14 protein-coding genes are annotated in these 26,237 nt (G+C 68.8%); 10 read left to right on the top strand and 4 right to left on the bottom strand.

Annotation, left to right across the window (positions count from 1 at the left end; genetic code table 11):
• Window positions 1-3 precede the first annotated feature (3 nt).
• The 8 genes from gspK to KXV01_RS08945 all read left to right on the top strand — a co-directional run bounded on the left by gspK (window position 4) and on the right by KXV01_RS08945 (window position 21,678).
• Entirely contained in the window at window positions 4-909 is a 906-nt protein-coding gene (gene gspK / locus KXV01_RS08980) for a type II secretion system minor pseudopilin GspK (protein ID WP_263467718.1), read from the top strand.
• Window positions 906-2,069: a type II secretion system protein GspL gene (gene gspL / locus KXV01_RS08975; protein WP_134709735.1), complete on the top strand. Its 1,164-nt coding sequence runs from the start codon at window positions 906-908 to the stop codon at window positions 2,067-2,069. Before gspK ends, gspL begins: the two co-directional genes overlap by 4 nt.
• Window positions 2,066-2,593: a type II secretion system protein M gene (locus tag KXV01_RS08970; protein ID WP_263467717.1), complete on the top strand. Its 528-nt coding sequence runs from the start codon at window positions 2,066-2,068 to the stop codon at window positions 2,591-2,593. Before gspL ends, KXV01_RS08970 begins: the two co-directional genes overlap by 4 nt.
• Window positions 2,590-4,971 (top strand): type II secretion system secretin GspD, encoded by a 2,382-nt coding sequence (gspD, locus tag KXV01_RS08965; RefSeq protein ID WP_263467716.1) that lies wholly within the window; start codon window positions 2,590-2,592, stop codon window positions 4,969-4,971. The genes KXV01_RS08970 and gspD overlap by 4 nt, the downstream gene beginning before the upstream one ends.
• A complete protein-coding gene (gspE, locus tag KXV01_RS08960) occupies window positions 4,968-6,401 on the top strand; it encodes a type II secretion system ATPase GspE (protein ID WP_049413923.1) in 1,434 nt (477 codons plus the stop codon). The genes gspD and gspE overlap by 4 nt, the downstream gene beginning before the upstream one ends.
• Window positions 6,402-6,408: 7 nt before the next feature.
• The gene (gene gspF / locus KXV01_RS08955) at window positions 6,409-7,608 is read left to right on the top strand and encodes a type II secretion system inner membrane protein GspF (RefSeq protein ID WP_263467715.1); all 1,200 of its coding nucleotides are present in this window, start codon (window positions 6,409-6,411) and stop codon (window positions 7,606-7,608) included.
• A 311-nt stretch (window positions 7,609-7,919) separates the two neighbouring features.
• Window positions 7,920-9,095 carry a substrate-binding domain-containing protein gene (locus KXV01_RS08950; RefSeq protein ID WP_263467714.1) on the top strand — a complete coding sequence of 392 codons (1,176 nt, stop codon included), beginning with the start codon at window positions 7,920-7,922 and terminating at the stop codon, window positions 9,093-9,095.
• A gap of 199 nt (window positions 9,096-9,294) precedes the next feature.
• Window positions 9,295-21,678 carry a filamentous haemagglutinin family protein gene (locus KXV01_RS08945; RefSeq protein WP_263467713.1) on the top strand — a complete coding sequence of 4,128 codons (12,384 nt, stop codon included), beginning with the start codon at window positions 9,295-9,297 and terminating at the stop codon, window positions 21,676-21,678.
• A gap of 298 nt (window positions 21,679-21,976) precedes the next feature.
• On the opposite strand, the gene KXV01_RS08940 is transcribed toward KXV01_RS08945, so the two are convergent.
• From KXV01_RS08940 to gspH, 3 genes are read right to left on the bottom strand one after another with little or no spacing between them, the layout of a single operon-like run.
• The gene (locus tag KXV01_RS08940; protein ID WP_049413933.1) at window positions 21,977-22,591 is read right to left on the bottom strand and encodes a prepilin-type N-terminal cleavage/methylation domain-containing protein; all 615 of its coding nucleotides are present in this window, start codon (window positions 22,589-22,591) and stop codon (window positions 21,977-21,979) included.
• A complete protein-coding gene (gene gspI, locus KXV01_RS08935) occupies window positions 22,588-22,950 on the bottom strand; it encodes a type II secretion system minor pseudopilin GspI (protein WP_099495757.1) in 363 nt (120 codons plus the stop codon). The genes KXV01_RS08940 and gspI overlap by 4 nt, the downstream gene beginning before the upstream one ends.
• Entirely contained in the window at window positions 22,947-23,393 is a 447-nt protein-coding gene (gene gspH, locus KXV01_RS08930) for a type II secretion system minor pseudopilin GspH (RefSeq protein ID WP_049413914.1), read from the bottom strand. Before gspH ends, gspI begins: the two co-directional genes overlap by 4 nt.
• Before the next feature lie 103 nt (window positions 23,394-23,496).
• Here gspH and KXV01_RS08925 point away from each other — a divergent pair, with 103 nt between their 5' ends.
• Entirely contained in the window at window positions 23,497-23,973 is a 477-nt protein-coding gene (locus KXV01_RS08925) for a general secretion pathway protein (protein ID WP_181452452.1), read from the top strand.
• 90 nt (window positions 23,974-24,063) lie between these two features.
• Here KXV01_RS08925 and KXV01_RS08920 read toward each other — a convergent pair whose 3' ends face one another.
• Window positions 24,064-24,399 (bottom strand): hypothetical protein, encoded by a 336-nt coding sequence (locus KXV01_RS08920; RefSeq protein ID WP_111096243.1) that lies wholly within the window; start codon window positions 24,397-24,399, stop codon window positions 24,064-24,066.
• Between the two features lie 201 nt (window positions 24,400-24,600).
• Between KXV01_RS08920 and KXV01_RS08915 the strand changes: the two genes are divergently transcribed.
• Window positions 24,601-26,223: a ShlB/FhaC/HecB family hemolysin secretion/activation protein gene (locus tag KXV01_RS08915; RefSeq protein WP_111096244.1), complete on the top strand. Its 1,623-nt coding sequence runs from the start codon at window positions 24,601-24,603 to the stop codon at window positions 26,221-26,223.
• Window positions 26,224-26,237 lie beyond the last annotated feature (14 nt).

Below are 26,237 nucleotides of genomic sequence, written 5' to 3'. Positions count from 1 at the left end.
CTGATGGCAGCCCGGACCCGTTCGGTCTCGTGCATCCGCCAGCGTGGCGTGGCCGTGATCGTCGCCTTGCTGGTGGTGGCATTGGTGGCCGTGATTGCCACTGCGCTGCTGACCCGGCAGTCGGCGCAGTTGCGTGCGCTGCGCGGCGACCAGTTGCGCGCACAGGTACGCATGGCGGTGGATGCCACGCTGGAGCGTGCGGCGCAGCAGCTGCGTGAGGATGTCACGAAACAGCTGACCACGGTGCGCAGCGGGCGCTGGGCGCGCCCGTTGGAACTGCAGGCGCCGTTGCCGGTGCAGGTGCAGCTGGTCGATGCGCAGTCGATGTTCAACCTGCGCAACCTGCTGGCGCATGGCAGGCCGGACCCCGAGGCGCGGGGCGCGTTCGTCGCGTTGTGTGCCGGGCAGGGGCTGGGCCAGGGCACTTGCGCATCCGCGGTGGATCACATCCAGGCGCGCCTGCGCGACGGCGATATGCCGGCGCAGGCGCCGCTGCCGCGCGAATCACTGATCGAACAGGCGCTCGCCGGCGCCGACCCGGTGGCGTTGCAGGCGCTGGCGCGGCGCACAGTGGTGTTGCCCGCGCAGACCCTGGTCAACGCCAACACCTGCGACCTGAGCGTCCTGCAGGCGGTGACGCCTGCGGTGGAACCGGCAAGGTTGCAGGCGCTGCTCGCTGAGCGCGACGCCGGCCACTGGCTGCTCAACCGCGGTGACATCGCCAACCGACTCCAACTGAGCAACGAACAGATGGCCGTGCTTCCGCTGGGTATCCATAGCGAGTGGTTCCTGGCCGTCGGCCGGGTGCAGGCCGACGGCAGCGCGGTTGACTTCCGCGCGCTGCTCTGGCGCGAGTACCGCGACGACGGGGTGCGTGTACAACGGGTGTGGACGAGGATCGGCGCATGACCGTGCAGCTTCGGGTGTGCCTGCCGGCGCTGGCGCACCTGCGCGCTGACAGCGCGGTGGACTGGGCGCAGCTGCACAAGGGCGAGGTGCTCGCCCACGGCCGCGACACGCTGGCGGCGCTGGGCCTGCGGCATCCGCGGGCCACGGTGCATGCCTGCCTTGATCCGAACGACCTGATCCTGCTGGAACTGCAGCTGCCGCCGCTGTCCGGGCGCCGCCTGCAGGCGGCGTTGCAGGGCGAGGTGGAGGCCATGCTGCTGGATGATCTGCAGGAGGTGGCGCTGGCCCACGGTGCGCAGGCGGCAGACGGTACGGTTCCGGTGGCCTGGCTCGGCCAGCAGGCCATCGCGCAGGCGCAGCAGCTGCTGGCCTCGTGTGCACTGCAGCTGCAGGCGTTGTATCCGACGCCACTGCTGCTGCCTTGGCAGGACGGCCACGCCACGCTGCAGGTCAGCGGCGAGCATCTGCTGGTGCGCAGCGGGCGCGATCGGGGACTTGTCCAATGGTATGGCGGACGTGATGCGTCTGCGGTGATGCAGGCGTTGGCCACCCGCCTGCGACAGGCCGGCGTGCAGGCCGTGCAGTGGATCGATAGTGTGCCGCCGACGTGGCCGGACAGCCTGCCGGCCACCGCCGTCGCGCATGAACGGCAGGCCTGTGGCCCCTTGCCGGGTTGGTCATTGCCGCTGCCCGGCGCAGGCCGTCAAGCGCCGCGACTGGCGATCGGCCTGGCACTGGCGGCGGTGCTGCTGGCTGCACTTGGCCTGCAGTGGCAGGTCTCGCGTTGGCGGATCGAGGGTGAGGCGCTGCAGCAGGACATGGCACGGCAGTTCAGCGCACGCTTTCCGGAGATCACCGATGTGGTGGACCCGGTGTTGCAGGCAAGGCGAGCGCTTGCGGTTCCGCCGCCAGCGCCGCCGTTGCCGGCGCTGCAGCGTCAGGTCGCCAGCACGCTGCACGCGGTTCCGGAGCTGGCGGGGCAGGTGCACAGCCTGCACTACCAACCCGGGCAGGTGTACCTGGAGCTGGACGCTGATGCCCAGGCATTGGCCGACGATCCACAGCGGCTTGAGCACTGGCAGCAAGCGGTGCAGGCGCAGGGGCTGCAGCTGGCGCGCGATGCCGGTGGACGCCTGCGGGTGAGCGGAGCGGGACAGTGACGACCCGAACCCTGCGGCTGGGCGAGGGGCTGGCGGGCCTGCAGCAGCGCTGGCAAGGCCTGCCACCGCGCGACCGGCTGATGCTGTGGGTGATGGTGGTGGCGCTGCTGGTGGCGGGCCTGTGGTCGTTATGGCTGGAGCCCTTGCTGAAGCAGCGCACGCACTGGCAGGCCGAACTCCCACGGCTGCAGGCGCAGCAGCGCGCACTGGCACCGCTGCTGCGCGCCCGTGAGCGCCAGCAGCTGGTGCAGGGCCAGCATCCGACCCTGGCCGGGCTGCGTGACCAGATCAAGGCCGCCGGTCTGGCTGGCGGCCTGCATATCGAAGCGCGCGACGGGCGCTGGCACCTGCAGGTACGGGCCGTACCTGCCGATGCGCTATGGAACTGGCTGCTGCCGCTGCTGGCCGACCCGGCCATCGAGCTGCAGCAGCTGCAATTGACACGCACAGGGGATGCGAACATGCCGGCGGCACGGATTTCAGGACACATCGTGATGGTGGCCCCTGCGGGTGACCATCCATGAGGGCGATGCGCAGCCTTGCCTGCAGTGCCGCATTGGCCCTGATCGTGGGCGTGGCCCACGTGCCGGCGCCGGTGGCGGCACAGGACACAGGCGATGAGCCGGTGCAGCTGAACCTGGTGGATACCGATATCGGTGGCGTGCTGCGCATGGCGGCGCGCTTCACCGGGCGCCAGTTCCTGGTCGACCCACGCGTGACCGGCAAGATGACGGTGGTCTCCGATGGCCCGGTCAGCCGTACCCAGGCCTACCAGCTGCTGCTGGGCGCACTGCGCATGCGTGGCTTCGCCGTGGTCGAGAACGGCGGCGTCAGCCGGGTGGTGCCGCAGGCCGATGCCAAGCTGCTCGGTGGCCGGGTGGGTAGCGGTGGTGCAGGGGGCGAGATCGCCACGCGTACGTTTGCGCTGCGCTATGAGAATGCGGCGGCACTGGTGGCTGTGCTGCGGCCAATGATCAGCCCGGACAATCCGATCACCGCCAATCCAGGCAACAACACCCTGGTGATCACTGACTACGCCGACAACCTGGAGCGCATCGCGCGGGTGATCGCCAGCGTCGACACGCCGGCCGGCATGGACACCGATGTGGTGAAGCTGCAGCAGGGCATTGCCGTTGATGTAGCGGCAATGGTCGCGCCGCTGCTGGATGCGCAGGGCGCCGAGCCGAGCCAGAAGGTGGTGGTGATGGCCGACCCGCGCAGCAACAGCGTGCTGCTGCGCTCGAGCAGCCCCGGTCGCACCCGCCTGGCGCGGCAGCTGGTGGAGAAGCTGGACCGCGCCCAGGATGAGTCCGGCAACCTGCACGTGGTCTACCTGCGCAATGCCCAGGCCAACCAGCTCGCCGGTGTGCTGCGTGGCGTGGTGGCCGGACAGAGCGATGCACCGGCAATGGGCAGCAACGAAGGCATCACCCCGCTGCCGGGTGACGCCAACCGTTCCACGCCCACCCAGCCGTCGCAGCCGCAGCAGGCCAAGCCCGGAGGCAATGCGCTGGAATCGCAGCGGCTGGACCCGAGCCGCCGTGACCCGATCGATGCAGGAAGCACCGGCTTCAGCCAGAACGGCATTTCGGTACAGGCGGACGTGGCCACCAACACCCTGCTGATCTCTGCGCCTGAGCCGGTGTACCGCAACCTGCGGCGGGTGATCGACCAGCTCGACCAGCGCCGTGCGCAGGTGCTGGTGGAAAGCCTGATCGTGGAGGTCAACCAGACCGACGCGGCCGAGCTGGGCGTGCAGTGGATGCTGGGCAATGGCCGCACCTTTGGCGGCACCCACTTCGGTGGCGCCACCGGCGGCAGTGGCCTGAACACCGCCGCGCGCACCACGCTGGACGTGCTGCCCAAGGACGGCCTGAAGATCGGCGTGATCGATGGCACCATCAACCTGCCCGGCGTCGGCCAGATCCTCAACATGAAGGCGCTGGCTACTGCGCTGCAGAGCAAGGGCGGCGCCAACATCCTGTCGACGCCGAACCTGATGACGCTGGACAACGAGGCAGCCAGCATCATGGTCGGCCAGACCGTGCCGTTCGTCAGTGGCCGCTACGTGACCGACGGTGGCGGCGGCAGCAACAACCCGTTCCAGACCATCGTGCGCGAAGACGTGGGCCTGAAGCTGCGGGTGCGCCCGCAGATCTCCGAGGGTGGCACGGTGAAGCTGGACATCTATCAGGAAGTCAGCAGCATCGACGCGCAGAGTGCCAACAGTGCTGCCGGCATCATCACCAACAAGCGTGCGCTGGATACCAGCGTACTGCTGGACGATGGCCAGATCATGGTGCTCGGTGGCCTGCTGGAGGACAACGTCAGCCACGGCCGTGACGCCGTGCCGGGGCTGGGCAGGATCCCGGTGCTGGGGGCGCTGTTCCGCAGTGATACGCGCAAGCGTTCCAAGACCAACCTGATGGTGTTCCTGCGCCCGCACGTGGTGCGCGACCCCGCCGCTGGCCAGCGTTTGACCCGCGACCGCTACGACTACATGCGCAATGCGCAGGCCGGTGCACAGCCCGTGCAGAGCTGGGCGTTGCCGGCACTGTCGGCACCGCAGCTGCCGCCGCAGGACCTGGCTGTGCTCGGCCAGGGCAATGCGCGCGATGGCCAGGGCCAGCCGTCGCAGAACACCAGCCTTGCAGCGATGTATCCGCCAGGCGAGGGCGACGCCCAGCTGGTGCAGTTCGCACAGGGACTGGACCCGGCGCGTGCCAGCCAGGCTGTGGCGCAGGTGCGGGCACTGGGCCTGCAGGCCTACGCGGAGGCAACGCCGGGCGGGAGTGGACAACGCCTGCGCGTGCGTCTGCCGCGTGATCCGGTGAAGTTGGATCCGGCATTGCAGCAGCTGCGCGGGCTGGGCTATACGCCGGAACTGGTAATCGGGCCGTGAGCGCCGTTATGCCGCTGCCGTACGCGTGGGTGCGCAGCCACGGCGTGATGCTGTCCGAAGCCGGTGGCGAGCCGGTGCTGCTCGGCACGGCCGACACGGCAGCGTGGGCCGTGGCCGAGCTGCGCCGGCGGCATGGCCCGCTTCCGTTCCGGATGCTGGATGCGGCAGCCTGGCAGCAGCGCTTGGGCGAGCAGTACCGTGACGGCGGTGATGCTGCTGCCGTGGTGGGGGCCGCCGAGAGTGAAGTCGATCTGGACCGGTTGATGCAGGACATGCCGGAGGTCACCGACCTGCTGGATGCGCAGGACGATGCGCCGGTGATCCGCATGATCAATGCGTTGCTGGCACAGGCTGCACGCGACGGTGCCAGCGATCTGCATATCGAGCCGTTCGAGACCCATTCGGTGGTGCGCTACCGGGTGGACGGCACGCTGCGCGACATGGTGCAGCCTCGGCGGGCACTGCACGCAGCGCTGGTGTCGCGCATCAAGATCATGGCCCACCTGGACATCGCCGAGAAGCGGTTGCCACAGGATGGACGCATTGCGATCCGCGTGGGCGGGCGGCCGCTGGACATCCGTGTGTCCACTGTACCGACCGGGCATGGCGAGCGCGCCGTGCTGCGATTGCTGGAAAAGGATGCCGGCCGCCTGCAGCTGCAGCGCCTGGGCATGGCCGATGACACCCTGGCCACATTCACCGGGCTGATCCGGCAGCCGCATGGGATCGTGCTGGTGACCGGGCCGACCGGCAGCGGCAAGACCACGTCGCTGTACGCCGCGCTGGGCCAGCTCGACAGCAGCACCAGCAACATCCTCACCGTGGAAGACCCGGTGGAGTACGACTTTGCCGGCATCGGCCAGATCCAGGTCAACGCGCGCATCGGCATGAGCTTTGGCACCGCCCTTCGCGCGATCCTGCGCCAGGACCCGGACACCATCATGATCGGCGAGATCCGCGACCTGGAGACCGCACAGATCGCCGTGCAGTCGTCGCTGACCGGACACGGTGTGCTGGCTTCGCTGCACACCAACGATGCGATCTCGGCGGTGACCCGCCTGGCCGACATGGGCGTGGAGCCTTTTCTGCTGGCGTCGTCGTTGCGCGGCGTGCTGGCGCAGCGGTTGGTGCGGCGGCTGTGCACGCAGTGCCGGCGTGCCGAGGTGAACGGCGAAGGCCGAACCGTATGGCGCGCAGTGGGTTGCACGGCCTGTGCCAACAGTGGCTATCGGGGACGCACCGGCATCCATGAACTGTTTGTGGTGGACGACCGCGTGCGCGCACTGATCCATGAAGGGCAGGGTGAGCCTGCGCTACGCGAGGCGGCCCGGCGGGCCGGCATGCGGACCCTGCGGCAGGACGGCCAGCGCTGGGTCGACAGCGGGGTGACCACGCTGGAAGAGATCCTGCGCGTCACCGGCGACGATTGAGGCCTGCATGGCACTGTTCGACTATCAGGCTGCCAACGCGCAGGGCCGCATCGAGAAGGGCCAGGTGGATGCCGACAGCCCGCGCGGTGCGCGCCAGCTGCTGCGTGGGCGCGGGCTGACCCCAGTACAGGTGAGCGCGGCGCGCAATGCCGGCAGTGGCTGGGCTGCTCGGCGGTTGTCCGCCAGCGAGTTGGCCTGGGCCACCCGCCAGCTGGCCAGCCTGCTGGCGGCCAGCCTGCCGTTGGAAGGCGCCTTGAGTGTGGTGATCGAGCAGGCCGAACGCCCGCACGTGGCCCAGGCGCTCACCGCGGTACGCGCCGACGTGCGTGCCGGCCAGCGCCTGACCGTGGCGCTGGCAGCGCGGCCACGCGATTTTCCACCGATCTATCGTGCGCTGGTGGGTGCAGGTGAGGATTCCGGCGATCTGGCGCGGGTGATGGAGCGCCTGGCCGACTACATCGAGGAACGCAATGCGCTGCAGGCCAAGGTACTGACCGCCTTCATCTACCCGGCGGCGATCAGCCTGGTGTCGGTGGCGATCGTGATCTTCCTGCTCAGCTACGTGGTGCCGCAGGTGGTGACCGCGTTCGTGCAGGCGCGGCAGACGCTGCCGATGCTGACCCAGGTGATGCTGGCCGCCAGCGCGTTCGTACGCAGCTGGGGCATGTGGGTGGGGCTCGGCATCGCTGCGCTGGTGGTGGCCTGGGGGTTGGCCCTGCGCAAGCCCGGGTTGCGCCTGCGCTGGGACGCGATGCTGCTGCGGGTGCCGATGGTCGGGCGTTTCGTGCTGGGTGTGAACAGTGCGCGCTTCGCCTCGACACTGGCGATCCTGCTGGATGCGGGTGTGCCGCTGCTGCGTGCGCTTGAAGCTGCCCGGCAGACCCTGGGCAATGCGTTGCTGGCGCGCTGTGCCCATGACGTGTCCGCGCGTGTGCGCGAAGGTGCCGCGCTTGGTTCTGCGCTGAAGGTGCAGAAGGTGTATCCGCCGATCCTGGTGCACCTGGTGGCCAGTGGCGAGAAGACCGGTTCGCTGGCGCCGCTGCTGGATCGCGCCGCACAGACCATCTCGCGCGAGATCGAGCGTCGCGCGATGGCACTGACTGCGTTGCTGGAGCCGACCATGATCCTGGTGATGGGCGGCGTGGTGCTGACGATCGTGCTGGCGGTACTGATGCCGATCATGGAAATGAACCAGCTGGTGCAGTGATGCGCAACGCGCATCACGGGTAGAGTCGACTGTCCGTCGACTGCTTCTCAAGCGCACTTCGACAGGACCAGCGCTTCGCGCGCCAGTCGACCAACAGTCGACTCTGCCCGGTCGGCGTCTTCGATTCTCCACACAATCCTCCACACCTTTTTCCGATCTTCCACAGGTTTCTTAAGCGGCCTGTCATCGGCGCGGACCAGCATGGACACGTCGCCGCAGAGTGGGCTGGGAGGCCCTCGGCGGCAGCAGGCGTGTAGTGACCGTTCCTCCCTTGGTGTTTCCCTTCGCAGTAAACCCTTCAGGAGAAGATCATGAACAAGTACAAGACCCTGGCCGCGCTGGTTGCCACCGCGCTGCTCGCTACCGTGGGCGCCGCCTCGGCGCAGACCGTTACCGGCGGCGGTGCCTCGCTGCCGGCCGACCTCTACAAGGGTTCGGCCGACAGCATCCTGCCGGCGAACTTCACCTACGCCGTGACCGGTTCGGGCACCGGCAAGAAGGCGTTCCTGGAAAACAACTCGGCGCTGTTCTCGACCACCGGCACCGTGCATTTCGCCGGCAGCGATTCGGTGCTGAGCAGCACCGAGCTGAGCAACTACACCACCAACTTCAACCAGCCGACCAACGCCAACCGCTACGGCGCGCTGATCCAGGTGCCGTCGGTGGCCACCTCGGTCACCATTCCGTTCAACAAGGCCGGTTCGGCGGTGGACCTGAGCGTGGCGCAGATCTGCGGCGTGTTCTCGGGTGCGATCAGCGACTGGTCGACCATCGATGCCAACCGTAGCGGCCCGATCCAGGTCGTGTACCGTCCGGAAAGCAGCGGCACCAGCGAAATGTTCAGCCGCTTCCTGACCGCGGCCTGTGCCGCTGAGAACGCTGAAACCTCGAAGCTGGTGGGCGGCAAGTTCGCCATCAAGTCGACCTTCGCCGACCTGTACAAGCGCGACGTCAACGGCAACCTGCCGGCGTTCCTGGTGGCCGCCCCGACCACCGGTGGCACCTCGCTGTACAACACTGTCTACGCTGCTGAAGGCCGTATCGGCTACGTCGGGCCGGACGTGATCCCGAGCCTGACCGATGCGACCAAGGTCGCCAAGGTCAAGGGGTTCTCGCCGGACCAGGTGAGCGTGCAGGCCACCCTGGACACCGTCGCTCCGCCGACCGGCACCGATGCTGAGAACCCCGCCAACTGGGTGCCGGTGTTCGGCAACCCGTCGGCTGGCTATCCGATCGCCGGCTACACCAACCTGGTGATCGGCCAGTGCTACAAGGATTCGAGCGTCGCCACCAGCCTGCGCGGCTTCCTGGCCCGCCACTATCCGGCGACCTACACCGTCGCGTATGAGAAGTCGATCACCGACCACGGCTTCATCCCGCTGACCAAGGCCTGGCGCGATGCGATCCGCAACCGCTTCGTGCTGGCCAGCAGCACTGCCGGCCTGAACAACCCCAGCACCTGCGCCGGCATCGGTCGTCCGCTGTAATCCGCAGCACCGGTTGAATCCTGCTTGACGCGACGCCGGCCTCTGGGCCGGCGTCGCCATTTCCGCGACGGTGCCACCGTTGCAGCGTTTCGCTGTCGGCTTCGTGTGGCGTCACCCGTCTATCAGTGGCAGGGCATGCGTTGCGCGTGCCTCCCCGATCGCCACCGCAGCCGCGGCCCACCAGGTTGATGAGGTTCCGATGTCGCACCCGCTCCCGTCCGTTGTTCGTCCGGCCGCGTTGATGCGCCGCAATCATCCGATGGCGTGGGCCATCGCGGTCGCACTGGGGAGCATGGTGGCCCCGGCCAGCCAGGCGCAGCAGGCGTTCAGCCCGGGCTGGTTCGCCGAACGGGGCGCGGCCCAGGGCAGCGCGGCACAGAGTGGCCGGATGCCCAACGGCGTGCCGATCCAGTTCCAGTTGCCGGCCCAGCAGCAGGATGCAGCACGGCAGAAGTTGCAGCAGTCGATCGACAATCTCGGCACGGCGGCGCAGGCGATTGCCCTGCAGCAGCGACTGCAGGAACAGGCGCGGCAGGCGCGCCGCGAGGCTGGCTTCATCGTTGCCGATGGCCTCGGCAAGGACGGCCTGAGCGTCGACCAGAACCCGCTGACCCGTGGCTGGCTCAACGCGCGCGAGGCGATCCAGTCGCAGGGCAGCGACGGGCGGGTGCAGGTCACGGTCGAGCAGACCGCGGACAAGGCGATCCTGAACTGGGAGACCTTCAACATCGGCGGCAACACCACGCTGAACTTCCTGCAGAGCCCTGACTGGGCAGTACTGAACCGCGTCAACGATTCGCGGGCGCGGCCCAGCCAGATCCTGGGCCAGCTGAAGGCCAACGGCACGGTGTTCGTGGCCAACCGCAACGGGGTGGTGTTCGGCAACAACAGCCAGGTCAATGTCCGCAATCTGCTGGCGGCTGCAGCACGGATCAGCGATGCGCAGTTCCGCGACAATGGCCTGTACAGCCCCGACGCCAGCAGCAGCGCGCTCAGCGATGCATTCGGCAAGGTGGCGGTGGAGCAGGGCGCCCGCATCGCGACCCATGAGCCGACCAGTGCGACGCGCGGCGGTGGCTACGTGCTGCTGGCCGGGCACAGCGTGGAGAATGCTGGCCATATCGAGGCGCGCAAGGGCCAGGTGCAGCTCGCTGCAGGAGACAGTTTCGTGATCCGGCGCGGCGTGGGTACGGTCACCAACACCAGCTCCACCACCCGGGGCAATGAAATCGCGCCGCGCTTCATCGCTGGCAGCACGGCTGGCAGCGTGCGCAACACCGGCCTGCTGCGGGCGCTCGAGGGTGACGTGACGCTGGCCGGGCGCAGCGTCGAGCAGGCCGGTGTGGCCGTGGCCAGCACCACGCTTGCACAGCGCGGCACCGTGCATCTTCTGGCCTCGGCCAGTGATGCCGGCAGCAGCGTCACGCTTGCTGACGGAGCCACCACGGCGGTGCTGATCGAGGACGATGGCAAGACCACGGTGCTGGATACGCAGCGCGACGCCCTAATCAAGGAATCGGCCGAGCAGGACGCGATCCGCGCTGGCGCGCGTTCGGCAACCTTCGACAATCTGTCCCAGCACAATGATCGCCGGGACCAGTCGCGGGTGGAGATCGTCTCGGGTGGCAACATCCATTTCAGCGCGGATTCGCTGACGGTCGCCACGGGCGGCCAGATCATCGCCGATGCGGCGGCCCGTAGCTACGTGGACGATGCCGCGCGCGTGGACGTGTCCGGCGCAGTGGGCGTGCAGGTGTCGATGGAGAGCAACAATGTCCAGATCAAGGTGCAGGGCAACGAACTGCGCGATGCCCTGGACAACCGCGACAGCGGCAAGCTGACCAGCAGCGAAGTCTGGGTCGACCGCCGCAGGCTGGTCCACGTTCCGGCCGGTACCGGGGGCTACGAGGGTGAGCGCTGGTACGCCGCAGGCGGCCTGCTGGAAGTGGGGGGCTACCTCGACAACCAGGGGCACTCGATCGGCGAATGGGCTGCGCAGGGAGGCACCGTCCTGCTGGGCGGCAGGGAAGTGATCACGCAGGGGGGCTCACGCATCAACCTTGCCGGCGGCAGCCTGGATGTGCAGAGCGGCGTGGTCCGGCAGAGCTGGGTGCGCGGCGTTGATGGCCAGGTCTACCGCCTTGATGAGGCGCCGGCGGAGATGCTGTTCGATGGCCTGTACAGCGGCCATGAGGTGAAGCAGGAACGCTGGGGCATCACCGAGACCTTCCGTGATCCGATCGTATTCGCAGCGCAGCGGGTCGATAACGGGTACACGGTCGGCCGCGATGCAGGACGGCTGATCGTCTCCGCACCGACCGCGGTGCTGGATGGAAAGGTTGAGACTGCCACCTTCCAGGGCGCGCAGCAGAACCGCAGGCCGGAGGCCGCGCTGGACGGCTATGCACAGGCGCAGACGGCGGTCGCGCGCAATGCGCAGCTGTACCTGGGGCGCTACGACGGCCAGGGCCGCAGTGGTGTGTTCGGCTCGGATGTGCGCCTGGGTGACAAGGCTCCGACGAAGACGGCGTGGTCGCTGGCGGCTCCGGTCAACGAGGAGCGGCGTGACACGGTGTGGCTGGATATCGCAGCGCTGAGTGCCCAGCAGTGGGGACGGATCGACCTGGCGACCGCCGATCGCATCCGCATCGATGGCAGCCTTCGGCTTCAGGCAGGCGGACAGCTCAACCTGACCGGCAGCGAGGTGGAACTGGCAGGCGACATCGGCATTGCCGGCGGCCAGCTGTCGGCGGGCAACCTGCTGGATGTCCAGGGCCGGCCGACGGCGCTGCTGCACGATGGCCGCGCCCGCACCGCCATTGCCGACGGCACGCGGATCGATCTCTCCGGCGAATGGAGCAACGCGTCAGTGGCGATACCGCTCGATGCCAGCGGTGCCTGGACGGATGGCGGCCGCCTGAGCCTGAGCAACAGTCACGACGTGGTCGTGGGCGCCGAGGCAACGGTGGAGGTCGAGGCCGGCGCCGCGTTGGACCTGCGCGGCAAGGGCCGCGTCGGCAAAGGGGGCAGCGTCAGCCTGCAGGCCAACAGCAGCGCGGTTACGACCGACGGCAGTGGCCGGGTGCAACTGGGTGAGGGGAGCCGGTTCAGCGGCCGAGGTCAGGGCAGCGGTTCCTTCTCGCTGGGAACCGGTGGCCACGTTCGGGTGGGCGATGCCGACCTGGCGGGCGCGTCGCTGCGACTGGACCCCGGCCTGTTCGGCAGTGGCTTCGCGCAGTACGACATCAATGGCCACCACGGCGTGGAGGTGGCCGATGGCGCGCGGCTGATCGCTGCCCTGCCAGGCCTGCGCATGACCCAGGACGCGCAGATGGCAACCGATCGGGCGTCCGCACTGGTGGCGTGGGATGCGCCGCTGTACAGCGCTGATCCGTCGAGCGGGCGCGTCAGCCAGCGCGCGGGTGCGAGCATCAGCCTGCGTTCGGACCGCAACAGCGTGGGCGGCGACCTGCGGGTCGGCAAGGATGCACTGGTGGCGGTCGATCCAGGGCAGACGATCTCGCTGCTGGGTGCAGGCAACATCGATGTTGAAGGTACGCTGCGTGCGAAGGGCGGCCGCATCGTGATCGACGATGTGCGTCCGGAAAATGCGCTGTACGCCGGGCAGCGCACCGAACGCACCTGGCGTTTCGCCGAAGGCGCGCTGCTGGATGCCGATGCAGACGCGATTTCGCTGCCCGATGCCAGCGGCCGTCTGCGCGGGCAGGTGCGCGCGGGCGGACGCATCGAGATTGGCGGGGCGCTGGACTGGGAGACCACAGCATTCGTCGACAACCGACCACCGGAAGCCTTCGTGGTGGTCGAACGCGGTGCGCGCCTGCAGGCGCGGGGTGCGTCGGCCGAGCTGGATGTCGACGGCCAGGGCCGTGTGCGCGTGGACAGCGACGGCGGGCAGATCGTGCTGCGCTCGGCCAATGCGCTGTATCTGGAGGGCGGGATGGACGCGGCCGCCGGTGGTGCCGGTGCACGCGGCGGCACGCTGGGGCTGGCCTTCGGCGGCAGCATCCATGCACGTGGCGCCAGCGAGGAGGTGCTGCGGGCGCGTGCGATCAGCCTCAGCCAGCACAGCGCACCGGCGCAGCCGCTGCCGGCCGCATTGGAATATGGCCACGCCGCGTTGTCGGTCGAGCAGCTGCAGGCGGGCGGCTTCGACAACCTGTCCGTGTTCGGTGACATCCGCGCGGTCGGCGATGTCGACCTGCGCCTGGCCCAGAGCCTGCGCATCCACGGCCAGGGCCCTTCGAGCCTTGGCATGGCCGTGGATGACGGGCCGTCGTCGGCGTTGCGGCTGAGTGCGCCCTACGTCCGCCTGGCGCAGGCGCGCTGGGGCCAGCTGGCGGGCGAGAACCTGCAGGGCACCGCCGCGGTCGCTTCGGCCGGGCCGGAAGATCACGCGCTGGCCGTGCAGGCCGAGCTGATCGACATCCGCGACGTCACCTGGCTGCCGGGATTCAAGCACGTGGCGCTGGAAAGCCGCAGTGACGTTCGCCTGACCAACGGCATTGCCAGCAGTGGCAACACCAGCGCGTTGATGACGGCTGGTTCGATGGACGTGACCGCTGCGCGCCTGTACCCCACGACAGGCGCGGTCGGCACGCTGGTGGCCGGCGCGTCGGCGCAGACCGTGCAGACCGCTGATTACTGGGCCGACCCGGATGCCGTGCTGCGCATCCACGGCACCGGTGCGGCCACGAAGCCGGCGCCGGAATCGGCGCTGGGCACGCTTCGCTTGGTGGCCGCCACGGTGCAGCAGGGCGGCAACGTACAGGCGCCGATGGGCACGCTGCAGCTGGGTGGCCTGATCCAGAACGGAACCGTCGGCAGCCGGGTGGAACTGCTGCCAGGCAGCGTAACCTCGACCAGTGGCGCCGGCCTGTCGCTGCCCTATGGTGGCACCGTCGATGGTGTCGACTGGCGGGTCGGTACGCGCAGCCTGGGTTCGCTGACGCCGGCCGGCATCTCCTCGATGGGGGTGACCCTGAAGGCGAATGAGATCGAGGTGGCGCCGGGGGCCCTGCTGGACATGTCCGGCGGTGGTGAGTTGACCGGTGCCGCCTTTGTGTCAGGACGCGGTGGCTCCGTCGACGTGCTGCGCACGGCGTTGGCCGACGCCAATCCGCGCTATGAATTCAGTGCGTCGGGCAACCCGGTGTATGCGATCGTGCCGGGACGCGCCGGGGCGTTCGCCCCCAGCGGCGAAGAAGGGTTCGCAGCACCGGCAGTGGGCCAGCAGATCACCGTGCCGGCTGGCGTGCCCGGGCTGGCGGCCGGCACCTACACGCTGATGCCGGCAAGCTATGCGCTGCAGCCCGGTGCATTCCGGGTGGAGCTGGGCGCCACCGGCACCTCCGGCATCGTGCAACCGATTGCGACCGGCACCGGCACCTGGCGTGTGTCCGGGCAGCAGCGTACGGCGCTGGGCGCGGCAATCTCGCCGTTGCTCACCGACATCCTGCTGACGCCCGCCGCAGTGGTGCGCCGACACTCGGGCTACAACGAAACCTCCTACAACAGCTTCGCGCAATCGGTGGCCGACCGCCGCGGCGAGTCGCGTGGCTGGCAGACCGTCGATGCGCTCGGGTTGACCCTTTCGCTGGGCGAAGGTGCAGGTCGTGCGGCAACGCCTGCCATCCGCTTCGCCGGCACCGCGCGGTTCGACGCCGCTACCGACAAGGGGCGCGGCGGCACGCTGACGGCCACGTTGGCCAGCCCGGCGGTCGGTTCGCTGGAGATCGTCGATGGCAGTGCGCAATCGCAGGCGCGTGATCGCGGCGCTACCTTCAGCGACGACGCGCTCAATGCCTTCCTGCCGGCGCGGATGATGATCGGCGGGCAGTTCAACCAGGAGGCCTCGCAGGTGGCGGTGACCGGCCAGGCGCGCAGTGTGGCGGTGCGTTCCGGTGTCACCCTGAACGCACCGGAAGTGCTGGTGGCAGCGGCCTCCGGTGGCAGCGGCATCCTGGTCGAGGCCGGCGCGACCCTCGATACGCTGCCGTTCGCGTCCGCCAATGCGGACGCCAGCGCGACGCTGCCTTACCAGGTCGCCGGCGGCCTGCTGGCGGTGTCCAACCGGCGCCTGAACCTGATCAGCGGCACCACCGGCGTCGAGGCCGGTCCGGTGGCGATCGACATCGGGGGGTGCCAGGTGGCGTGCGACGGCCAGGCCCGGCTGGTTTCCGATGGCAGCATCGCGGTAGCGACCGATGGCACGCTGCAGATGCGCGACTCGGCCAGCTATGGCACCCGTCAGCTCGGCCTGAGCATGGCGGCGCTGAACCTCGGCAGTGCCGAAGCGATCGCACAGGCCGCTGCGGCAGGGGCGCTGCCCAGTGGCATGACCATGAACCAGTCCGTGCTGCAGCAACTGCTGCGCGGCAATGATGCGACCGGCGCGCCGGCGCTGGACACGCTGAGCCTGGTCGCTCGGGAGTCTGTCAACGTGTTCGGCAGCGTCGACATGGACGCGCGCGACAGTGCCACCGGCCGCAGTGGCCTGCAGACGCTTGTGCTCGGTGCGCAGGCCATCCGCGGCTACGGTGCGGCGACCGACCGCGCGCGCATCCTGGTGGACACGCTGGTCTGGGACGGCTCACTGGCGGCGAGCCAGGCGCCGGGCAGCGACGCGTCGGTGCCGCCGGCCGATCCGATGGTGGACCGGCTCGGCGCCGGGCAGCTGGACATCGTCACCCGCCAGCTGCAGCTGGGGCGTGCGCCGTTCAGCCGTCCCAGCTCTGAAGTCCCTGCGAACCGGCAGGTACTCGGATTCAGTGCGCTGAACCTGAGTGCTTCGGAGCAGCTGTCGTTCTCCGCGCAGGGTACGCTGGACGTGTTCCAGCAGCGCGGCGACTATCTGGCCGACAAGGGCTGGCAGTACAGCGGAGGCAGCCTGGGTATCGATACACCGCTGTTGACCGCCGATCCCGCCGCGCAGCTGCGCGTGCGCACCGGGGGCGACTTCCGCCTGCGCGGGGGCACCGGCAAGGCCGGTGGCGATGCACTGGGCAGTGAGCTGAGCATCGACGCCACCCGGATCGCGCTGGACAGCACGATCGCGCTGGCATCAGGACGGCTGTCTGCGAACGCGCGCGAGGGCATCACGCTTGGGAGCCGGGCGGCGCTGGATCTGGCCGGGCGCAAGGTCTCGCTGTACGACGTGGACAAGTTCAGCTGGGGCGGTGATGTCCTGCTGTCCAGCGACACGGGGGACATCCGCACCGATGTTGCCTCTCGCATCGATGTTTCCGCCCGCAACAACCGCGGCGGGCGCATGACGGTCACCGCAATGGCCGGCCGAGCGGATCTGGCCGGTGATCTGCAGGGCGCCGCCAGTGGCCGCTACGACGCCGGTGGCACGCTGGTGCCCTACGATGGTGGTGAACTTTTGGTGCGGGCACGCCAGCTGCAGGACTTCACCGGCCTCAACCAGCGATTGACCGCCGGCGGTGTCGGCGGCGGCCGCAGCTTCCAGATCGGTGAAGGCGATCTGCGGATCGGCGACGAAGTGAAGGCGCGCCGGGTCGACATCAGTGTCGACGCGGGCAGCCTGACCGTGGCCGGCCGCATCGATGCCAGCGGCGAGCAGGTCGGCAGCATCCGCCTGTACGCCCGCGATCAGTTGCAGGTGGACGGCACGCTGGACGCGCACGGTACCGGCCTGCGCGTGGACAGCCATGGCAAGATCATCGACAGTCCGAACCGGGCCACCATCACGCTGGGCAGCGCCGAGGGCGCCGTTGGTCTGGGCAGCGCGGCGCACCTGGACCTGCGTGCTGGCAGCGACGTTGCCGTCGGTGACGGCCCTGGACAGAACGACGGCATGGCGCGGGGCTCGCTGAAGATCGATGTGCCGCGGGTGGGCAGCAACGACGCGGCGATTGCCGCGGCCAATGGCCTGCGCATCGATGGCGCGGCCGACATCCAGCTCAATGGTGTCCGCCGCTACGACGATGCGCCCCTGGCCAGCACCGCCGATGTGCGCGGCAACCGCGCGCAACTGGTCACCCAGCAGTGGCTGGACCAGGTGGTCGATCCGCACAGCGTGGCCTGGATCGATGGTGCGCTGGGCAACGCGGACCTGCAGCAGCGCACGAGGGCGCTGGGCGATGTCCGCCTTCGTCCCGGCGTGCAGGTGCTGGCGCGGCGCAGCGACGCCAACCCGGAGGGCGACCTGACCATCGCTGGCGACATCGATCTGTCCGGCTACCGTTACGGCCCCGATGCAGACCGCGCCGATCCATCGCGGCGTGGCTTCGGCGAATCGGCCTCGCTGGTGCTGAGGGCCGAAGGCAACATCAACGTCTACGGCAGCATCAACGATGGGTTCGCACCGCCGCCGTCCACGCCGGATGAGGGTGGCTGGCAGCTGTATGAGGGGCGCAATGGCAGCGCGGGGCACACCCCCTTTGGCGGCGGGCTGGTGGTGCCGGTGGAAGGAGTGAAGCTGCAGCCCGGCACCGAGTTCCAGGCCGGCACCCGCCTGAACTATGACGTGCCGGTCGAATCGGTAACGCTTCCGGTCGGCACCGTGCTGCCCGCGCCGATGGTGATCTCGCAGACCCTGCGCCTGCCTGCGGGTACGGTGCTGGGTGCGGCGGTGACCACCGACTCCGGGCAGACGCTGGCCGCGGGCACCGTGCTGCAGGAGCCGCTGATGCTGGCGGCCGGTGCGCGGCTGGGGGCGGGCTTCCGCCTGCGCAGTGCGGTGCAGGTAGCGGCACAGGAGTGGCCCGCCGGCGCGGTGCTGCCGGTTGCGCTGCGCCTGGCACGCGAAGTCGCGCTCAAGGTGGGCGCGTACATTCCCTCGTTGACCAAGGTGGAGCTGTCCGGCGACGCGCCGGTGAATCTGCGGCCGGCCGATGCCGATGGCAACCAGGGGCGCAACTGGGCGCTGGCGCCGATGCTGGCCGAGGGCACCACCTCCTGGGACCTGACCGTGGTCGCCGGTGCCGATGCCGGGGCGGCCGATCCACGCAGCCGGCGCTGGGGCAGCGAAGGCAGCGTGGTGCTGGCCGATACCCACCAGGGCTCGATCGGCACGGTCAAGACGGAAATCATCTGGGTGGGGGATCGCGCGCTGACCGAGCGGGCATCGCTGGACTGGATCGGCGACACCTCCTATGCGGGCCGCCCGATCGCAGAGCTGGCCGACATGTTCGGCTTCACCGAAGACGAGTTCTGCGCGATGTCGGCCGACTACTGCGGCCCGGCCCCCCGCCAGGTGGCCGCGCAGGGCTCGCTGGATTACTGGGGCGACGAGTCCTACGTGGGCACCCCTGCGAAGGACTTCGCCGCGATGTTCGGCATGACCGAAGACGAGTTCTGCAGTACCGCGCCCACCTACTGCGCCGGCGGCGGCACGCAGACCGAAGTGACCACTTACGGCAAGCGTGCGGGCACACCGGCGTGGAGCGTACTGCGCACCGGCAAGGGTGACATGGAGCTGCTCGCTGCCGGTGACGTCGTGATGAAGTCAGGCTTCGGTGTCTACACCGCCGGCACTCCCACCGCGCTGGGTGGGGGCCGCGACGCTGCCTTCAATTCGCCCCGTGCAGCGGCCCCTTGGAACACCGCACTGCTGGGGCCGAACCTGGTGCCGGGCAGCTATGACGCTGCGATGGCAGGCTACCAGGCCTGGTATCCGGATCGTGGTGGCAATCTGCGCGTCGAAGCCGGGCGCGATATCGTCGGCGACGCCTGGACCGCGCGCGCAGAGTCGGGCAGCAGTGAGCGCGACTGGGCGCTGTACTCCAGTGCCGCGGTCGGCAACTGGCTGTGGCGCCAGGGCACCGGCGGCACGGCTGGGGTGGAGCCGGTGCCGACCAGCTGGTGGGTGAATTTCGGTACCTACACCAACGTCTCCGCTGCCGCTGGCAGCTCTCCACGGATGGTCGGCTTCACCGGCTTCGGCACCTTGGGCGGCGGCGACCTGACGCTTGAGGCCGGGCGCAATGCCGGCGTCCGCGATCCGATGGGCGACGCGCTGGGCTCGCTGAGCGCACCGCGCTCGGGCGCGATCATCGCGGCGGTGGGATCGACCGGCCGGGTCAGCGATGGCCAGCTGCACCTGACCGGCGGCGGCGACCTGCGGTTGCGCATCGGTGGCGCACTGAATCCGAACCTGCAGGCGACGATCTCCAGCCTCAATCCCTCCAGGGCGGGACAGAATCTCGACCTCAACGGTACCCTGACCAGTCTGCGTGGCAGCCTGCAGCTCGATGCCGGGCGCATCGGTGCAATGGGCGTCACCCTGGAAAGCTACGCGACGCTGGGTCAGCAGCGCGCCGCAGACCTGTTTGCGCCCGACGCCGCCCGCGCGATGGGCGGACCGGTGCTGGTGCTGGGCGATGCGGGCGCGCAGCTGCAGGCACGGGGCGATGTGGTGCTCGGCGGGGTCGCCGATGCAGGCCGGGTTCCGCTGGCCAACTACAGCGCGGTGCTGCAGGACGATGGCGCGCACGCTGCAGGCAGCACGTGGTTCTCCCTGTGGACGGCCAACACGGCCGTGGATCTGTTCAGTGCCGGCGGTGACCTCGCGCCAGGCCTCGCCGGGCCGGATAACGTGACCGGCAGCAATCTGTGGCGCGAGCAGGTCCAGCTTGTTGTGCGTGGCGGTGATGATCTGCTGAACTACTGGCTCTATCCTTCGCGCTTCAGCGCCATTGCTGCGCAGGGCGACATCAAGCTGGACCGGATCAGCGTCACGCCGGGGACGCAGGATGTGATCCTGCTGGCACCCTCAGCAACGGGACGGTTGGACGTCCTGGCCGGTGGCAGCATCCTCGCCCAGCGTGGCGCGACCCAGATCGCGCGCTCGGGTGCGGACGCGCGGCTGCCGGGACCCTTCGACCCCGCATTCCTGGCCCAGCAGGGGGATTCCGGCGGCAATGTGACCCGCTCGCGGCACAACCTTTCGGTCGATGGCAATACCGCCTCGCCAGAAGCGTCGCTTCCGCTGTTCGCATTCGGTCCCAATACTCCGCTGTCCACTGTGTCTGCGGCACTGGCGCCGAGCCGCTTCTACGCGGTGCAGGGCGACATCATTGGTCTGGCCAGCGGCGCGCAGCGCACGCTGAATGCCAGCGCGGGGCAGCGCACGCAGCTGAACTGGTTCGAGGCCGCCGGCGCCGTGCAACTGCGGGCAGGCCGGGACATCCTCGGGGCGTCGATGACCGCGTTGAACAGCGCGCCCACCGACATCACGGTGGTGGCGGCGGGCCGCGACATCGTGCATCTGAACGCGACCGTCGCCGGCCCTGGCAACGCTGAGATCAGTGCCGGCCGCCAGCTGCGCCAGGAGGATGCGGGCAGCATCGTCAGCCTCGGTGGCATCGTGCAGGGCGACACCCGTACCGGCGCCAGCATCGCGCTGACTGCCGGCAACCAGCAGATCGATTTCGCGGCCCTGCGTGCACGCTATCTGGATCCCGCCAACCTCGCCGATCCGGCGCAATCGCTGGCGTCGCAGCCGGGCAAGGCAGTCAAGGTGTACGACCAGGAGCTGAAGCAATGGCTGCAGCAACGCTTCGGCATGATTGCCGAAGGCGACGGGGCGCTGGCCGCGTTCGATGCGCTGCCGCAGGAACAGCAGCACATCTTCCTGCGCCAGGTCTATTACGCCGAGCTGCGCGAAGGTGGACGGGAATATACCGATGCAGAAGGGCCCCGCTTCGGCTCCTACCTGCGTGGGCGCGAGGCCATCGCCACGCTGATGCCAGACAAGGCTGCGACCGGTGCGACGATCGACCGTACCGGCGATATCGTGATGTACGGTAGCTCCGGCGTGCGTACCGAAGCGGGCGGCAACATCGAGCTGATGGCACCGGGTGGGCAGATCGTGATCGGTGTGCAGGGTGTGGTGCCCCCGGCCAGTGCCGGACTGGTGACCCAAGGGCAAGGCGACGTCCGGCTGTTCAGCCAGGACAGTGTGCTGCTGGGCCTGTCGCGGGTGATGACCACCTTCGGCGGCGACATCCTTGCGTGGTCGGAGCAGGGTGACATCAATGCCGGTCGTGGTTCGCGCACGACCTTGCTGTACACGCCACCGCGCCGTGTCTATGACGGCTGGGGCAATGTGATTCTGTCGCCGCAGGCCCCGGCCAGCGGTGCTGGCATCGCCACCTTGAACCCCATCGCCGAAGTGCCGCCGGGCGACGTCGACCTGATCGCTCCGCTGGGCACCATCGATGCGGGCGAGGCCGGTATCCGCGTCTCCGGCAACATCAACCTGGCCGCACTGCAGGTGCTCAACGCGGCCAACATCCAGGTGCAGGGCGAGAGCAAGGGCCTGCCGGTGCTGGCATCGGTCAACGTCAATGCGCTGGCCGCGGCCAGTGCCGCAGCCAACAGCGCCAGCCAGGCGGCACAGGACGTGATGCGCAAGAGCCAGGACGATGCACGGCGCAACCAGCCGTCGGTGATCAGCGTGCAGATCCTGGGCTTCGGCAGCGGCACCAGCAGCATCAAGCCGCCGGCACCTGGCAACACCGCCAACAGTGGTTACGACGCCAACAGTGCCTTCCAGTTCCCGCAGGCGAGTCGCGACGAGGGCACACAGCGCCGCTAGGCATCGAGCGATCCCGGTAGATGCCGACCTTGGTCGGCACACAATGCTGCGAACGTGGCCGGTAGTTGATCCACGCCATGCGTGGATGCGGCTGAACTGCAGGAACGGACAGCATCGGGCCAGCCGCCAGGGAACGGTGGCGGCCCCAGCCAGGACGGCACGGAGGGCAGGGAGCGGCCATCGGCGGTGAGGACCACCGACACGGCGCCGCCGGGCGCAGGAAAGCGCCCGGCGGCAGTAGGCGCGCGCGAATGTACCCCGGTCGTTGCCGACCCTGGTCGGCAGCAGCGAACGAATCCTAAAGCTCCAGCACCCGCCGGTAGCTCAGCGGCCCACGCACATCGCGCAGTCCCAACCGCAGTTCCAGCCCGGTGGCCGGCAGCACCTCGCCTTCGCTCGGCAACAGCGCCCACCCAGCGCCCGGCTGCCAGGCGCGTACCTCGAACCGCTGCACATCCCTGGCCACCGCGATGCCTTTCGACGGCTCAGGCGCGGGCAGGGGGTACCGATCCGTCGCAGCGCCACTGGCCCGCCACAGCGTATTGCCCTGCCGCCACCAGCGCACCCGCTGCCAGCGCCGTCCATCACTGCCGACACTGCGGGTGATCTCCAGCGCAAAGCTGCCATCCGGGTGCCGTTCGCTTACCAGGGACGGAGGCAGCAGCCGCTGCGGTTGATCGGCCGGACGCACTGCACCATTCATCAACGCGTCGTCCGCGCGCATCTCGATATCACGCTGGAACTGCTGCAGCACGCGCAGAGCTGTCGTGGTCTCGGCATCGGCCCGGCGCAGCCGCTGGTCGCTGCTGGCCACGCTGTCCAGCGCACGCCAGCAGATCAGCGCCAGCACACCCATGATGGTGATCGCGATCATCACTTCGATCAGGGTGAAGCCACGTGCGGCGTGCTTCATGGCGCTGCTGTCCACGGTAGCTGCATCCGCGCCAGCGACTGCCGCGGTGCATCTTCGGCCACCACGCTGAGTTCCAGTTGCGGCTGTCCGTCACTCCCCGTGCCGAGATGTTGCAGCACCAGGAACGTGCTGCGTCCCTGCACGCAGCGCTGCCGTGCATCCTGGGGCGGCTGCGCGGCCAGGCGCAGCTCCTGCCAGCGGTCCTGCGCGCACATCAGTGCCAGCCGTCGATCGCGCAGGCGCGACTGATCGTCGGTGGCCACCGCCACCGAACGCATCACCGCCGCCAGTGCGATTGAAACGATCGCCAATGCGATCAGCACTTCGATCAGGGTGAACCCGTGCCCGTTCCGCTTCACTGCACGACCTGCAACTGTCCGCTGCCATCATCGCGAAGACGCAGTTGCCGGCCCTGCAACGACAGCGTCACTTCCCACGCCACGCCAATCCATTCGGGGCTCAGTTCAATCGGCGTGGTCGGTTGCACGGCGATGCCCGCCGGTTGCCATTGCTGTGGGCGCAGCAGGTCATCGCGCTGCACGTCCACCCAGCGGCTGCCTTCGCGGCGGCTGAAGCGATAGCCGGCGGCGTCGGCCTGCCAGCGCAGGGGGCGGCCATCGATACGCGCCTCGTCGCGCGCCACCTGCAGGCGCTGCGCCAACCGTTCGGCTTCCTGTCGCAGCTGCCGGCCCGGGTCGAGCAGGCTGCCCAGGCCCAGCCCGATGCCCGCCGTGCAGATGCCGATGATAACCAGCACCACCATCAGTTCCAGCAGGGTGAAACCACGCGGCACGCGCTGCATCGACGTTGCCTCCTGTCCGGGTCGATGCCTGCCAGCGTAGGCCCGCATGATGAAACAAAAGCGTCAGCCGCACCTGCTAGCGTAGGCGGACACGAACGTGGCGATGGTGCGGAACATGGACGGCTGGCGCTGGGATCGCAATCGCATGTTGACCCTGCTGGCGGCGGCGCTGCTGCTGGCCGTGGTGGCCTACTGGAGCGTCACCCTGTCTGCGGTGGCGCCGGCGGCCGTGGCCAGCGAGGCGAAGACCGAGGCGGCGGTGCGGCCGTTGGCCGATGCGGTGGCAAGCCTGCCGCTGGTGCGACTGTTGTCCCCCGGCGCAGTGCAGACCGAGGTGGTGGTGCTGGGTGTGATGGCTGGCGACCACGCACCGCTTGCGCTGCTTTCGGTGGATGGGCGTCCAGCCGAAGCCTACGCGCCGGGCCAGCGGTTGGGGCCCTGCACGGTGCTGGCCAGCATCAGTGCCGATACGGTGGAGCTGAACCAGGCAGGGCAGTCGCGCAGCCTAGCGGTGCCCACGCTGCCACCGGTGCCGAGCGATGGCATCGTGCCGGCTGCCCCGAAGGGGGGCTTCCCGTAGGGCCGAGCCCACGCTCGGCTGCCTTTGCATGGGTGTTGAAGGACACGCAGGAGGAGCCGAGCGTGGGTACGGCTCTACAGCCGTGCAGGCTCAGCGCGCAGGTCGCTGCGGCACCACCGAGCGCCCGAACGCATCGCCCATGCGCTGCCGCGTGCCTTCCAGGTTGTACTGCATCAGCTGGTTGCCGGGCTGCTGCATCAGGCGTTCGGCTTCGGGGAGCGCTGGCGGCTTCGCCGGCCTTGTCGCAGGCGCCAGCTTGCGTTGCAGGCAGTCCCAGGCCGGAATCCGCTCGCCGTTGACCTGCACTTCGATGCAGGGCGCAGCTCCTTCCTGCATCTTCGCCTCGTCGGCGCGACCCGATGGCAGCGCCAGCAGCAGGGCGAGGGTGAGCGCAGCGCGCAGGACCGGCATCAACGATTCACGCATCTCGACTCTCCCGCAGCAATCGATGTTCTGCAACGAAGACGGGTGGCCAAGGCAGGGTCCGCCTGCGTGCGTTGCGGCGCTGTCAAAAGATGACAGTGCTGTCACAAAACTGTTGGCGGCTTTGACGCGATGTACACGTCCTGTTGGTAGATCCACGCGCCGCTCCCTGGCCCCTCCCTTCGATACGACGCGATGCCTTCGATGACTCTTGTCCCGTGCCGAGCCGTTCGCCTTCCGCTGCGCCTGCATCCGTTGACGCTGGCACTGGCAGCGCTGCCGTTGTCGATGCCGCTGCTCGCGCAGGAGGCCGCACCCGCGCCCAGCGTGAACATCAACGAATACATCGTGCGAGGCAACACGGTGCTCGATCCGCGGGAGATTGAACGGGCGGTGGAACCGTTCCTCGGCCCGGGCAAGACCCTGGCCGATGTCGAGAAGGCGCGCGATGCGGTCCATGCGCTCTACCAGCAGGCCGGCTACCAGTCGGTCTACGTCGAGCTGCCCGAGCAGCAGGTCAGTGGCGGCGTGGTGCTGCTGAAGGTGCAGCAGACGCCGATCGGCCAGCTGCGCGTGGTCGGCACCCGCCACGAATCGCCCGAACGCATCCGCGAACGCGTGCCGGCGCTGGCCGAGGGCAAGGTGCCGGATTTCGACCAGGCGCAGAAGGAACTGACCGCGCTGAATGAAGGCGGACGTCGCCAGGTGATGCCATTGGTGCGCGAGGGCCAGGTGCCGGGCACGATGGATGTGGACCTGCAGGTCGAGGAGAAGTCGCCGTGGCGTGCCAGTGCGTCACTCAACAACGACCATAGCGCCGACACCGAGAAGCTGCGCCTGAGTGCATCGCTGGCCTACGACAACCTGTGGAAGCGTGGGCACAGCGCCAACATCGGCGTGTACCTGGCGCCGGAAGACACGAAGCAGGCCAAGGTCTTTTCCGCCTCGTACACAATGCCGTTCGAAGGCACGCCGTGGAGCCTGGAAGCCTCCGGCTACAGATCCGACAGCCGCGTGTTGAATGCGGGCGGGCAGGTCGGCACCGGCACCGGCACCAATGTGATCGGCAACGGCCATTCGATCGGCCTCAAGCTCAACTATCGCCTGTCCGGCAGCAGCCAATGGTGGCGCCAGCTCAGCCTCGGTGTGGATTTCAAGGACACCGAGGAAGATACCCAGATGGGCAAGGACAGCCTGAAGACGCCGCTGAAGTACGCGCCGATCACCCTGGCCTTGGTCGGCGTGCGCCAGGGCGAGCACGATCAGCTGAGCATCAACACCCAGCTGGTGGCCGGTACCCGCCGCCTGTTCGGTTACGGCAGCGACGCCACTGCGTTCGGGCAGAAGCGCTACTGGGCCGACCCGAGTTTCGTGGCCTTCAAGGCCGACGTGGCCAACACACATACCTTCGGCAGCGACTGGCAGTGGTATGCGCGCGGGTCGCTGCAGGTAACCGATGCGCCACTGGTGTCGGCCGAGCAGTTCGCCGCAGGTGGCATGTACACCGTGCGCGGCTACCTGTCGGCCGAGGCGATCGGCGATTACGGCGGCCTGGCCAGCCTGGAATGGCGCACCCCGGCGTGGTCGCTGTGGCGCGGCACCGACCTGCGTGTCTACAGCTTTGCCGATGCGGCCTACCTGCGCCTGCGCCAGCCGCTACCCGAGCAGCGTGACAAGTACAACCTGGCCTCGGTCGGCCTGGGCGCGCAGCTGCGCCTGGGCGAACACCTGCAACTGCGCCTGGACTACGCCTGGCCGTATGCCGATGGCCCGGTCACGCGCAAGGACGACCCGCGCCTGCATTTCAACATCAGCACAAGTTACTGACCCTTCCCTTGAAC

This window comes from Stenotrophomonas sp. Ps181, assembly GCF_025697425.1.
In the GTDB taxonomy this organism is placed as follows: domain Bacteria; phylum Pseudomonadota; class Gammaproteobacteria; order Xanthomonadales; family Xanthomonadaceae; genus Stenotrophomonas; species Stenotrophomonas sepilia.
This window is presented reverse-complemented; position numbering and strand designations above follow the sequence as displayed.